16 protein-coding genes are annotated in these 13,262 nt (G+C 36.1%); 13 read left to right on the top strand and 3 right to left on the bottom strand.

The annotated features are described in order from the left end of the window. The first annotated feature begins 10 nt into the window (after positions 1 to 10). From ACFS3A_RS06890 to ACFS3A_RS06845, 10 genes are all read left to right on the top strand, one after another. Complete coding sequence (locus ACFS3A_RS06890; protein WP_038330906.1) at positions 11 to 952, top strand: cation diffusion facilitator family transporter; 942 nt, start codon at positions 11 to 13, stop codon at positions 950 to 952. 57 nt (positions 953 to 1,009) lie between these two features. After that, positions 1,010 to 1,399, top strand: coding sequence for a hypothetical protein (locus ACFS3A_RS06885; protein WP_038330908.1), 390 nt, complete (start codon positions 1,010 to 1,012; stop codon positions 1,397 to 1,399). A gap of 146 nt (positions 1,400 to 1,545) precedes the next feature. Then, positions 1,546 to 1,887 (top strand): hypothetical protein, encoded by a 342-nt coding sequence (locus ACFS3A_RS06880; RefSeq protein WP_379824668.1) that lies wholly within the window; start codon positions 1,546 to 1,548, stop codon positions 1,885 to 1,887. A gap of 83 nt (positions 1,888 to 1,970) precedes the next feature. Then, positions 1,971 to 2,888 (top strand): IS982 family transposase, encoded by a 918-nt coding sequence (locus ACFS3A_RS06875; RefSeq protein ID WP_063970545.1) that lies wholly within the window; start codon positions 1,971 to 1,973, stop codon positions 2,886 to 2,888. 253 nt (positions 2,889 to 3,141) lie between these two features. Continuing rightward, positions 3,142 to 3,483, top strand: a complete 342-nt coding sequence (locus tag ACFS3A_RS06870) for a four-helix bundle copper-binding protein (protein WP_038330913.1) — start codon at positions 3,142 to 3,144, stop codon at positions 3,481 to 3,483. 350 nt (positions 3,484 to 3,833) lie between these two features. Beyond that, positions 3,834 to 5,189: an MFS transporter gene (locus ACFS3A_RS06865; RefSeq protein ID WP_260031558.1), complete on the top strand. Its 1,356-nt coding sequence runs from the start codon at positions 3,834 to 3,836 to the stop codon at positions 5,187 to 5,189. 184 nt (positions 5,190 to 5,373) lie between these two features. Continuing rightward, entirely contained in the window at positions 5,374 to 5,883 is a 510-nt protein-coding gene (locus tag ACFS3A_RS06860; RefSeq protein ID WP_038330915.1) for a plastocyanin/azurin family copper-binding protein, read from the top strand. 106 nt (positions 5,884 to 5,989) lie between these two features. Further along, entirely contained in the window at positions 5,990 to 6,229 is a 240-nt protein-coding gene (locus tag ACFS3A_RS06855) for a heavy-metal-associated domain-containing protein (RefSeq protein WP_038330917.1), read from the top strand. Between the two features lie 102 nt (positions 6,230 to 6,331). Then, complete coding sequence (locus tag ACFS3A_RS06850; protein WP_052217452.1) at positions 6,332 to 6,736, top strand: helix-turn-helix domain-containing protein; 405 nt, start codon at positions 6,332 to 6,334, stop codon at positions 6,734 to 6,736. A gap of 105 nt (positions 6,737 to 6,841) precedes the next feature. Further along, positions 6,842 to 7,912 carry an iron-sulfur cluster-binding domain-containing protein gene (locus tag ACFS3A_RS06845; protein WP_038330919.1) on the top strand — a complete coding sequence of 357 codons (1,071 nt, stop codon included), beginning with the start codon at positions 6,842 to 6,844 and terminating at the stop codon, positions 7,910 to 7,912. Positions 7,913 to 8,008: 96 nt separating this feature from the next. On the opposite strand, the gene ACFS3A_RS06840 is transcribed toward ACFS3A_RS06845, so the two are convergent. Beyond that, positions 8,009 to 8,557, bottom strand: a complete 549-nt coding sequence (locus tag ACFS3A_RS06840; protein WP_052217454.1) for a TetR/AcrR family transcriptional regulator — start codon at positions 8,555 to 8,557, stop codon at positions 8,009 to 8,011. Between the two features lie 108 nt (positions 8,558 to 8,665). Between ACFS3A_RS06840 and ACFS3A_RS06835 the strand changes: the two genes are divergently transcribed. The 3 genes from ACFS3A_RS06835 to ACFS3A_RS06825 are packed head-to-tail and all read left to right on the top strand — an operon-like array spanning position 8,666 to position 12,347. Continuing rightward, the gene (locus tag ACFS3A_RS06835) at positions 8,666 to 9,874 is read left to right on the top strand and encodes an NADH:flavin oxidoreductase (RefSeq protein WP_260031560.1); all 1,209 of its coding nucleotides are present in this window, start codon (positions 8,666 to 8,668) and stop codon (positions 9,872 to 9,874) included. Between the two features lie 23 nt (positions 9,875 to 9,897). Continuing rightward, positions 9,898 to 11,589 (top strand): 3-ketosteroid-delta-1-dehydrogenase, encoded by a 1,692-nt coding sequence (locus tag ACFS3A_RS06830; protein WP_038330924.1) that lies wholly within the window; start codon positions 9,898 to 9,900, stop codon positions 11,587 to 11,589. Between the two features lie 8 nt (positions 11,590 to 11,597). Beyond that, positions 11,598 to 12,347: an SDR family NAD(P)-dependent oxidoreductase gene (locus tag ACFS3A_RS06825; protein WP_177766401.1), complete on the top strand. Its 750-nt coding sequence runs from the start codon at positions 11,598 to 11,600 to the stop codon at positions 12,345 to 12,347. Between the two features lie 167 nt (positions 12,348 to 12,514). Here the strand turns inward: ACFS3A_RS06825 and ACFS3A_RS06820 are convergent, their stop codons facing one another. Both ACFS3A_RS06820 and ACFS3A_RS06815 read right to left on the bottom strand, forming a co-directional pair. Further along, entirely contained in the window at positions 12,515 to 12,826 is a 312-nt protein-coding gene (locus ACFS3A_RS06820; protein WP_052217456.1) for a hypothetical protein, read from the bottom strand. Between the two features lie 42 nt (positions 12,827 to 12,868). Continuing rightward, entirely contained in the window at positions 12,869 to 13,135 is a 267-nt protein-coding gene (locus ACFS3A_RS06815; protein ID WP_177766399.1) for a hypothetical protein, read from the bottom strand. Between the last annotated feature and the right edge of the window lie 127 nt (positions 13,136 to 13,262).

Here is a 13,262-nt window from a genome sequence, read left to right as displayed (position 1 = left end):
TTATAAAATTATGGGACAAGAGCATAATCACTCGCATAGCGCAAACAAAAAGACACTAACCATTAGTTTGGTGATTATTACAGCTTATATGGCTGTAGAAGTTGTGGGAGGATTTTTGACAAATAGTCTTGCTTTATTAGCGGATGCTGGACACATGTTAAGTGATGCCATTTCACTATTCATTGCATTAATGGCTTTTAAATTCAGTAGCAAAATAGCCGATTATGCTAAAACCTATGGATATAAACGCTTTGAAATATTGGCAGCCGTTATCAACGGTGCAACACTAATATTGATTTCTGGATATATTATCTATGAGGCTGTTGAACGTTTTCAGAGTCCGCCAGAAATCCAGTCTAGCGGAATGTTGATTGTAGCATTTATAGGATTACTGGTTAATATCTTAGTGGCCTGGATAATGATGCGTGGAGCGGATGTAAAAGAAAACCTCAATATGCGTGGTGCCTATCTGCATGTCATCAGTGATATGCTAGGATCTGTAGGGGCAATTATCGCAGCCTTACTTATTATGTTTTTCGGATGGGGTTGGGCAGATCCTTTAGCAAGTATTATCGTCTCTGTCTTGGTTTTAAGAAGTGGATATCTGGTTACCAAATCATCTGTTCATGTATTGATGGAAGGGACACCCGATAATATCGAAATTGAGAAGGTAACAGAAGAAATCTTAAAAACCGAGGGTGTCCAAGCTATTCACGATTTGCATATTTGGACAATTACAAGTGGGTTAAATGCGCTTACTTGTCACGCTGTGGTAGATGAACAAATGACAATAGGTCAAAGTGAGACACTTCTTCGGAAAATAGAACATGAATTGGAACATTTAGGTATTAATCACGTAACTATTCAATTAGAGACACCCCAACATCAACATGATAATTCAATATTATGTAATGTAAAAGCTGTTCCTTCAGCACATGACCATCAGCATTAAACTTAAGAATCATTCAATAGTACTTAAATAAGCTTTAATCTTTAAAAAATAAATAAAATGAAAATGAACAAATTAATGATATCGGCTTTAGCCTCTTTAGCCATTTTCTTTACTGCTTGTGGAGGTGATACAAAAGCAGGAAAAGATGGACACGCACACGCAGAAGGCGATGGACATAACCATGCTACAGAACAACAAGTTGAGAAGTCTGTCGATAAAATTGCGGGCAAAGACAGAAATGAAAAAGGTGAATTGATCGATGCACACGGACACTTGATTACCGGTTGTCCCGGACATAAAGAAATGGTAGGCTCTGAAGGTGATATGTGTCCTAAATGCGAGTATATGACGATGATTCCTATTACCTGGGATATTACTGGGGTAGATACGGTAAGGGTAACCTCTTTACCTGATTATAATCCGCCTGCGGACAAGTTGAAAAAATAATAAGGTCGAGTAGCTTTATTGCGTTTGCTAAAGCGGTGGTTTCTGAAAAGGAACTACCGCTTTTTATTTGCCCAAAATCCGTAAAAATTACAATTGTTAATAGTCAAATTGCACTTTTGCTACCTTGCAGACAACTAGATTTGTGTATGGTCAAAATAAATGGAGGAATTTTTCATATGACGAATATTGATAGAAGAAATGCTAGCCTTGTATACCAAGCTATTGGAAATATAAGGACAGTTCTGATGAAAAAGAACATACAAGACGTAAAAATATCTGATATTACCTCAGTTGCCAACATTTCTAAAAGTAAGTTTTTTAGTTTCTTTGGTGGGATTAATACGGTATTGGAATTAGTAATAGCAGAGGAACTTGATAAGATTTATGAACTGATTGGATTAAGTATAAAAAATAAGAATGATAGGAAAAATCTGGTGTCTGAGATAAGTTTGTTGAGAACAATATATATTAACCTGAGTTCGGGATAAGAATAGAAATAAGATTTGTGTAAAATAGCAATAATTCGTATATTTAAGTATCTAACATTCAAATATTTAAACGAATTACTGCTATGGATTTGAAAGACCAAATTACGAATATTTTTGTACAAATTGATGATTTTTGTAAAGAGTTTAATGCTCAAATCAAGAAAATGAAACTTGAAGCACTCGGCGATAGCAAGAAAAGAAGAAACAGAGCCTCACTAATGTCAGATTCTGAAATGATCACCATTATGATTGGCTTTCATCTGGGCGCTCACAAAACGTTTAAGCATTATTATAAAGAAATTGTTTGTGGCTACTGGAAAGACTTATTTCCTAAAAGCCTGTCTTACAATAGATTTATTGAACTTCAGCAAAGAAGCTTTGTGGTTTTTGCCTTGTTTCTGAAAGAAAAATGTTTGGGAAAATGCACAGGAATAAGTTTTATGGACAGTACAACTTTGAAAGTTTGCAGAAATCAAAGAATCCATAATCACAAAGTTTTCAAAGGTTTAGCAGAGCGCGGAAAGTCTTCAATGGGTTGGTTTTATGGGTTCAAGCTTCATCTGATTTGCAATGAAAAAGGAGAGCTATTATCCTTTTATATAACGAAAGGGAATGTGGATGACCGAAATCCGAAACATATTAAAAATATGACAGATCAACTCTTTGGAAAACTCTTTGCCGACAAAGGATACCTTTCCAAAGCACTTTGGGAGATGCTTTTTGCAGATGGAATACAACTTTTCACAAAACTTAGAAAGAATATGAAAAATCATATTATGAAAATGGAAGACAAGATTTTGCTGAGAAAAAGAGCCATCATTGAGACAATAAATGATGAATTGAAGAACCATTGTCAGGTAGAACACACCAGACATAGAAGCGTGAACAATTTTATGATGAACATTTTGGGAGGGCTAACCGCTTATTGCTTCTTTCCAAAAAAACCGTCACTCAACTTGAAAAAAGTAAATGACGGTCAATTATTTTTAAACTTCGCTTAAACCGAACTCAGGTTATATTAGAAAAAATATCATACTCAAAAATTACTATCAAATTTCAGAACAATTACCCAGCCGATATGACAAATTGAAAGAGGCTATTTTTATTAAGGAACAGTATTTGCAGTTGAATATATTAAAGGAATGTTGATGTAGAACCTATAAAAATACCATTGAAGTTTATTAAAGTTAACTTAAAAAGAACTAAAATGACTTTATTTTGTTTTAAATTTAGTATTCACAAAAATATATAGATATGATACAGACAAAATTCCAATCGTGTATAGAAGCCTGCCTTGACTGTGTGGCGATCTGTAACCAGTGTGCTATTGCTTGCTTAAATGAGAAAGAAGTAGCTCATCTAAAAAAATGTATTCAACTCAATTTAGAATGTGTTGCAATTTGTCAGGCAGCAGCCAATATTCTAAGTCTTGACGGTAAATTTAGTAAAGACATTTGCAAACTTTGTATGGAAATTTGCAACGCTTGTGCTGAAGAATGTGAAAAACATGTTGCTATGGGAATGGAGCATTGTAGAGAATGTGCCGAAGCTTGTAGAAAATGTGCTCAAGCTTGTGAAGAAATGATGGCAGCATAATTTAATAAGTATTTTTCTAAAAAAAAGAGGGTATTACATCCTCTTTTTTTTATGTCTTGTACAATCAGTAAATATCATAAAACTAATAAAGAAAAGTATAATGGAAAGCTTGGTTGCAATACCGAAATTTGCAGTATAGAAGTTATAATTAAAGTAAAAACAAAATGTTGAACATTATTAATAGAATTATTTTTGGATTAACTCACTACCACAGTGAGAAATCTGATTGTTGTTGTCACTGTTGAGGACTATATTCAAACCCGATAAGACACTTTACTTTTTCTGGGTTTGGCAAATATCAATCCAACTCAAATTGATAAACAATTTTTTAATTCTTACAAATATTAATAATGAAACAAAATATTCAAGAGAGTGCCCTTGAGACAGGTTTGTCCAATCACTCTAAAACTAAAATAAAAAAATCCCCAGCCATTGTTATTGCATTAGCATTTATCGTCTTAGTATTTGATGGCTATGATTTAGTAGTATACGGAACAATAGTAAAATCTATTCTAGCTTATGAAGCATGGGGGTTAACTACCGCTGAAACAGGCTCTATAAATAGTCTGGCTCTTGTGGGAATGGCAATAGGGTCACTTACTGTTGGCTACCTTACAGATTTAATTGGACGTAGAAAAGTTTTAATTGGAGCAGTCACATTTTTTTCTCTCTTTATGATTGCGACGGCGTTGGCTCCTACACCGTTTCTGTTCGGGCTTTTTCGCTTTATTTCTGGTTTAGGTCTCGGTGGTGTAATCCCTACAGCAGTAGCTACAACAGTAGAGTTTTCAAGAGCAGGGCGTAAAAATTTCAATAACGCTTTAATGTTTTCCGGTTATTCTATGGGAGGTATTTTCGCCGCATTGTTGGCTATCGGTTTAGTAGAAACAATTGGTTTCCGTGGAATGTTAGGGATCGGTGCATTGCCATTAATTACCGTTGTACCACTATTACTCTATTATCTCCCTGAAAGTCCGGTATATTTAAGATCAAAAGGTCGCATTAGAGAAGCAGATACAATTATAGCAGAATATGGCTTAACACCCATAGAACCAACTTCGCCAATTAAAAAAGAAGTTCGGCAAGTCGAAAAAAAACGCAATCCTTTATTGGCAATCTTTACAGGTCGCTGGGCATTGATTACAATTGTGTTTTTGCTCGCAGCTATTTCTGGTCAGATTTTAATCTATGGACTTAATACGTGGTTGCCTACGTTATTAACTATTGCAGGTTATTCGGCTACTTCAGCATTAACGTTCTTGTTGGTCACGAATGCTGGAGCAGTAGCAGGTTCGCTAATTGCTTCCCCATTGGCAGACAAGTTCGGAGCAAAAAGAGTTGTTTCAGCGGCATTTGCGATGGCAGGCATTGCATTATTCCTAATGGCTCTTGGCTTTAGTACAGGCGACGGTAATGGATGGTCTATGAGCCTTACTTACTTGCTTGTAGCCGTAGTTGGTTTCGGCTCCATAGGTGCACAAATTTTGTTGAATGGCTTTATCGCTACCTATTATCCCGATGCCACTCGTGGTACAGCTTTAGGTACTATCCTTGCAGTAGGTCGTATAGGTGCAGCAGTTGCAATCATTCTTGGCGGTATTCTTATCGCATCAGAACTGTCCAACTTTGCTAATTTCGCAGTATGGGCAATTCCTGCAATTCTTGGTACTATTATCGTATTGAGCGTTCCAAATAGTCAAAAGTAACCTTATAAAATTAGAGGAACAGACACCCGTTGTAATAATTACAATGGGGGTTTTGCATTGCATCAACAATACAATTTTACAATTCAGTAAATATCATAAATCTAAAAAGGAATTGCATAATATTTAGGATAACAAATGTACTGAAATTTGCAGTATAAGATAACAATTTAAAATTACATAGAAAATGAAAAAGTTAGTTTTAGGCTTGTCAGTAATCATATTTACTGCTTGTAACAATAATAAGAAAACAGAACAAAGTGTACAAGAAAACAATCAGCCTGTATTAGAACAAACAACTGTCCCGACGGAACAAGCAAACGAAGTTGAGTTGACCATCAGTGGCGGTGATGATATGAAATTTGATAAAACCGAACTTAAAGTAAAAGAAGGACAAACTGTAAAGTTGATTCTTAAGCATACCGGAAAAGCACCAATTGAAGCAATGGGACATAATGTTGTTATTCTTGCACAAGGTACAGACTTCAATGCTTTCGCTAATGCAGCAATCAATGCTAAAGATAATGACTATATTCCAAAAGAAATGGAAAAAGCCGTTATTACCAAAACAGATATGATTGGTGGCGGACAAACTACCGAAATTACTTTTAATGCTCCTGCAAAAGGTTCTTATGATTTTTTATGTTCTTTCCCAGGCCACTACATCTATATGAAGGGTAAGTTCATTGTAGAATAAAATCATAATTTTAAAATCAGTAAAAGTCACAAATCTTACAAGGAATACCATAATAATAAGTATCAAATTAAGACGGAAATTTGTTAAACATTAAAAATAAGATAAAATGAAAAATTTGGAATTAAGCATACCAGACATGCAAAGTGCTCACTGCCAATCAAGAGTAAATGGAGCAATCAAAGATATTAATGGCGTTACTATTGAAAAATTAGAAGCAGGGAAACTTGCTGTTTCAATAGAGAATGATAGTGTGAAACAAGAGTTGGTCCAGGCTATTGAGAAAGCTGGCTACAAAGTAGATGGCGGAGATAGCGAAAAAACGTCAAGCTGCTCTTGCTGCGTGTAAGTTCAATATTGCTCGGGGATTTGCTGAATATATCCCTGGGCTTTTCTCCATTTACTCTTAGGGTACCAAAACAGTGTTTCCCAATCTCTAACATAAAAAGTTATGTTACATCAATTAAAATTAGGTGACTGTTCGGATGTAATAACGAAAGTACACCGGGTAGCAGATCAGATTATTCAGACCCAATTGGATACAGGTTCATCTGCTCCGTTTGCGATTCAGATAACAAGCGAACTCAATACGGATTATCAAGAACTGAACAATCTGTTTCTTTTAAAATGTGATGTCAGCCTTGAAATTATATTTACAAAGCGAATAATTGAAAAGGTAAAAGAATTGCTGGTATATACCGAGCAAACTATCACGCAAATTGCAAAATCGTTAGGTTATAAAAAAGCTTCGGAGCTTACCGAGCAATTAAAGACCTATACAGGATTAACGTCTGCCCATTTCAAACAGATAAGAAAAAACAAGCTGGCAATTATCAGAAGACAGCAAGAAAAGTAAAACGAAATTTAATTATCAAATATCATGTTTTGATGAACCTCTCTTTGTGAACAACAAGTAGAGGTTTCCTTTTAAAGATAACAAAGCAGATAGAAATTATTTAAAATGAAGAAATTTACATGGCGAACCCATAAAACTGTGAAGGAAACACAGGATACTCTGACCATATACTTTGAAACCGATCAACAACAATTTTCCTACTTGCCTGGTCAGTATCTAAACATCAGATGCAACATAGATGGAGAGATGGTAATTCGCTCGTATTCATTTAGTTCCAAACCCTCAGATCCTAATCCAGCTATTACTGTAAAAAGAGTAACTGGAGGAAAAATGAGTAACTATATTTTTGAAAATGCAGACCAAATAGAAATATGGGAAATTGAAGCACCGTTTGGGAATTTTGTTTTGGAAGATACAATAGCTGGACAATCCAAAATAGTTCTTTTGGCCGGTGGTAGCGGTATCGCACCTTTATTCTCTATGCTCAATAGTATTGATAGTAGTCGTCAAATTCCCTTACTGATATACAGTAATAAAACGCCAAGTGAAACTATTTTTTATAATGAACTGGAAACTTTAGAGATAAATGAAAGTCTCGAAATATGCTATTCCTTTACTTCCCCCGAATTTATCTCTACTAAAATCAATCATATTGCAGGACGATTCTCTCTATTGGTACTTCGTTCCATAATCAAACGACTTGTTCCTGAAATAAACGATGCCCATTACTACATTTGTGGACCTACCGGCTTAATGGATTTATATAAAAATGCCTTAACAGGATTGAATATTCCAGAAGAAAATATTCATTTGGAATATTTCGACCCAGTTCCAGTTGATGTGGGAGATTTGGAAACTGACGGTGTTGTAAAAGATGTGATTGTAAATTACTATGAGGACTACTACGAGAATGATGAAAAGCAGACCTATGAATGCACATCACTCATTGAGGTGCAGCCGAAGCAATCTCTTTTGGATGCAATGAAAGAGCATCATATCAAAGTAGCGAGTTCCTGCAAAAACGGAACCTGTGGGGCTTGTTGGGCAGTAAAAACAGATGGCGAAGTACGGATGCTCCATAATGGGGCTCTGACAGAACAGGATATTGCCGAGGGAATAATTTTATTGTGCCAAAGCTATCCGACAAATGCGGATGTATGTGTAACTGTATCGTGAATAAGAAAAACGATATTGATTAAATAATATGCTGTTAAGCCTTTAATTTGATATTAAAATACTGACGACATATCGAAATAGCTAGAGATGTGCAACTTACTCTTTTGTAACTACTTTAATTCCGTTCATAAGCAATTCTAATGTTCGCTCAATGGCAGATTGACCAGACATCTGAACATATGCAACTGCGCCACCTACCATTGATATTAATATCAGTAAATCTTTTTCACAACAAAAGTCATCTCGTAATAAGTTGCTATTTTTTGCGAGTTGAATTGGTTTTTCGAAAATCTCAAACAATCTGGAAGAAGTCAAGGTTTGTTCCTGTCCGTTGATATAAGGTAAAAAGTTATGATATTCCACCCGTTGTATCAATACCTTTTTTAACAACAGATAGAATCCATTTTTGTTTTCTTGCAATGCTTTAGCGTATAAATCAAGTTGATCTAGATTGTAATGAAATACTGCCGACACAAGAGCTTCCCGATCCGGAAAATGACGATAAAAAGTCATTCTGGAAACATCAGATTCTTTGGCAATTTCAGTCAATGGAATATCTATTCCTTTCTCCATGAATAGATTCAAAGCAGTTTTTACAATTTTTACTTTATTTTGAACAGAATCGGATCTAGCTTTCAAATTCATATAATGATTTTAATTGGTGCAAAATTAATAATTTTTTAAATGTTACACTATGTAACATTTATTTGTTATTTGTTTATCTTTGATAAGAAACAATAACTTCAATATCCTATGAATGCAATTAATCCTGATAAAGTATTTTCACCCGCAAAATTAGGACCCATTACTCTTCCGAATCGGGTTATAAAAGCGGCAACCAGTGAAGGCAGAAGCCCTGACGGAAAAGTTACACAATCATTAATAGACTTTCATGAGGGCTTTATAAAAGGAGGGGTTGGTATGACAAATATTGCCTACTGCGCTATTTCCGCAGAAGGTTTTGCAGCACCGGGAGAAATTTTGATGGTTCGTGAAAATATTTCAGGCCTCAAACAATTTACACAGGCGATGCATAAGGCTGGCGGAAAAGCCTCCGCACAGTTAGGGCATGCCGGTCCCGTAGCCACCAAACAAATCACAGGTGTACAACCAATTGCTCCGTCAAGGTTTAGAAGTCCTTCTAGTTTTCAGGTTTGTCGTGAAATCGGCCGAGAGGAAATGAAAACCATTATCAGGCAATTTGCGGATGCCGCAGAAGTTGCTGCCGATGCCAATTTTGATGCGATCGAACTTCATTTTGGGCATTTGTATCTGGTATCTTCTTTTTTCAGTCCTTGGATCAACAAAAGAAAAGATGAATATGGCGGTTCTATTGAAAATCGTACACGTTTTGCAAAAGAAATCCTTCTTGCCGTAAAAGAAAGGGTGAAAGACCGTTTGGCAATTATTGTTAAAATGTCTATGGATGATGGTATTAAAAACTCAATCTGGTTAGATGAGTCCACACAAACAGCAAGAATTCTGGACGAAACAGGCGCTGTTGATGCGTTTGAGTTAACGATGGGATCTTCGGTAAAAAATCAAATGTATCTGTTCAGAGGTGAAACTGATTTAGAGGGCATGTCAAAAACACAGAAAGGAATTTTCAGATTGGGGGTAAAATGGTTTGGAAAATTAGTGTTAGGTGAATACCCGTACGAACATCTTTATATGCTTAAATCGGCTCGGCAATTCCAGACAGTAGTGAAAAAAGCTCAACTGATTTTGTTGGGAGGAATTAATGATTATGTGCATTTGCAAACGGCTATGCAGGAAGGTTTTGACTTTGTTGCGATGGGAAGGGCATTACTTCGCGAGCCCGATATCATCAATAAATTAAAAGATAATCCGTTGGGAAGAGGAAGATGTATTCAATGCAATAAATGTATGTCTACTGTTTTTCAGACAACCAACTGTGTTTTTATACCCGAATACGCTACTTCGTCTAAACTACCTGTATAAATTATAATTAAAAAAGACTGAATATGAGCAAGAAAGAAATAATCCCGGGGCCAACAGCCACAGATATTACCGTAGATTTGGTAGTTGTAGGTTCGGGAACCGGTATGGCAGCTGCACTAGCAGCCCATGAATTAGGATTAAAAGTATTAGTTATCGAAAAAACAGCTTTGGTTGGTGGCTCTACTGCACGCTCCGGTGGTGCATTTTGGATACCGGCAAATCCTGTTTTGAAACAAGATGGTTCCGATGATACATTGAAAGATGGAGAAACATATTTAACGAATTTAGTTGGAGATAATGCTCCTAAATCCCGTTGGGAAAACTTCTTGCAAAATGGTTCAGCAGCAGTAGAAATGTTGGAGAGAACCACGCCTATGAAATTCTTTTGGGCAAAAGGATATTCAGATTATTTTCCAGAAGTTGTAGGTGGTAAAGTCTTAGGAAGAACCTGCGAATGTCGTCCTTTCAATATGAACTTATTAGGAAAAGACACAGCAAGGTTTCGCCCCGGTCAACTTGAGGCACCTGTACCAGTTCCAGTGACAGGTTACGATTACAAATGGCTCAACTTAATGACAAAAACACCATTTAAGTCTATACCGATTATGCTGAAAAGAGGAATTCAGGGAATTGGCGGATTGTTGATTGGAAAACGATTAGTTGGTGGTGGTCAGGCACTGGCTTCAGGGATGTTTGCTGGTTTGCTTCGGTCAGGTGTACCGGTTTGGACCAATACTTCAATTACAGAATTATTGTTTGATGGTGATAAAGTAACTGGAATAAAAGCGGTTCAAAACGGAAAATTGGTTCAGATAAATGCGAAGAAAGGTGTGGTTTTGGCAGGAGGCGGATTTGATCATAATATGCTAATGCGCCACCAATACCAATCTCCCTCTTTAAAAAATGTAAGTTTAGGTAGCGAAGGCAATACAGGTGATACCATTCTGTTAGGAGAAAAGATTGGAGCAGAAATTACCAATATGACTTCAACATGGTGGTTTCCTGCTATAGCTCCATTAACAGAAGAAGGCGAACCACAAGTATTATTGGCAGAGCGTTCGCTTCCGGGATCATTTTTGGTAAACTATACGGGAAAAAGGTTTATAAACGAAGCGGTGGATTATATGAGTTTTGGACAAATCGTTTTAGAACAGGAAAAGTATGGAACGCCTATAAAAGATATGTGGTTGATTTTTGATCAGAACTACAGAAATAGTTATCTGCTTGCCGGCACACTTTTTCCGGGAATGAAAATTCCACAAGAGTGGTTTGATGCAAAAATTGCTTTTACGGCTGAAAATGCATCTGAACTGGCTCAAAAAGTGGGATTACCTGTCGAAGCGTTTACGGAAACATTTGGCAGGTTCAACACCATTGCAGCTACAGGAAAAGATACCGATTTTGGAAAAGGCAACAGCGCTTACGACCGTTATTATGGAGATCCAACACAAATGCCTAATAATTGTCTTCGACCGCTTTCTGGAAAATTATATGCGGTAAAAATCGTTTTATCAGACTTGGGAACATGCGGTGGAATGATGACAAACGAACATGGACAAGTATTGAAAACCAATCAGGCCGCTTTCCAGGGCTTGTACGCTTTGGGAAATAATGCCTCAAATATTTTTGGAAATAAATATCCCGGAGCTGGCGGAACCATCGGGCAGGGATTGGTATTTGGTTATATTATAGCACATCACGCAGCAAAAAAATAATAAGATATATGAGACTAAATAATAAGGTAGCAATAATAACTGGGGCAGCTTCCGGAATGGGGGAAGCTATGGCTTATTCTTTTGCCAAAGAAGGAGCAAAAGTAGTAGCGACCGATATTCAAAAAGATAAATTAGAAACTATTGTACAAAAAATCAAATCAGATGGTGGTGATGCCATTGCTCTAGTACATAACGTATCAAAACGGGAAGACTGGTTTGAAAAAGTACTTCCAGAAACAATCAGCGTTTTTGGAAAACTGGATATTTTAATCAATAATGCTGGGATTTCAGTGGCAGTTCCTTTTGAAGATCAAACCGAAGACACCTGGAAAAAGGCATATGACATCAACATAAGCAGCGTGATGCTGGGGATGCAGGCTGTATTACCACACCTGAAAGAAAGAGGTGGGAGTGTCGTGAATATTTCTTCGATTGCCGCTTTAACCGGAATGTCAGGTCCCGGAGTTTATACGGCTTCCAAAGGTGGGGTTTCAGCAATTACCAGAGCAGCCGCCGTGGATTTCGGACCTTTTGGAATTAGAGTAAATGCCATTAATCCGGGCTATATCTTAACACCTATGAGCGAGGCATTTTTGAATAGTCCAGACTATCAAGCCTATTTTTTAGGAATTATTCCGATGAAAAAATTGGGAATGGCTGAAGATATTTCGAATGCTGCATTATTCTTGGCATCAGAGGAAGCAAAATACATTACAGGGGTAAATTTACCAGTAGATGGAGGAACAACAATCAAATAATGTAGCCCTATATTAATATTCAAAAGCCAGGTTACAACAATTTAACCTGGCTTTTTTATCTTCTCATTTATCAAAAAGTTATGTTAATAGTATTGTTTATGAAACAAGAACATAATTTTTTCTAATAACTTTCTATTAGGTCCTTAAATCAAATGGAAATACAATTTCTACTCATTTTTAAGCGATAATTTCCTAAGCATCGCAGCACTCATTCCATCTGTATAAGCACCGTAAGCAGTGACCAAAATTCCCTTTAAGCCATCTTTTGAGGCTATTCCATAAACAGTAGATTCATCACTGGGGTTGCTATCTCCCTCATATCGGTAGACTTGCTCAATTTCAAAGTCATCAATAGTATATTTATTGTTGCCACAAATTAAGCAGTTGTCTTCAAGATTAAAATCTACATCGTAACCTTCCTTGCGAAGATTTTCAATCGCTACCAACACTGTGGCATATTTGTACATTACATTTGTCATATCATAATATTATTAAGTTACTATTATTCTATCGCTGTACTTTTAGAAATCCTCCTGCAACAAATCTTTTAATTTTTGGTGTTGTACGGACAAGTCAGCATACATTATTTTTAATCGGCTATTTTCGTCGTTTAAATTTACCAATTCTAAAAGGATATCGGATCTTAAATCCTTATATTTTGATTTCAATTCAAAAATATTTGTACCATATATACCATATTTCTCAAAAAGTTCCAGACCGGTTTTACCTGCGTTATAATCTTTCAATATATCTAAAACTGGATGTTCGTTTATTTCTTTACTATTCATTTTAATGGATATTGTCTATTACAAAATTCGTTATGATTAATGGTACTGGATATATACTTTTCCTTGATTAGTTTATGATATTTAATGTTGTTGAATATACTTTCTTAAAATATCACAAAAGAAAACC

The organism is Flavobacterium notoginsengisoli (assembly GCF_042686225.1).
GTDB classification, from domain to species: Bacteria; Bacteroidota; Bacteroidia; order Flavobacteriales; family Flavobacteriaceae; genus Flavobacterium; species Flavobacterium notoginsengisoli.
The sequence above is the reverse complement of the archived record's forward strand: the minus strand, read 5'-3'. Positions and strand labels throughout refer to the sequence as shown.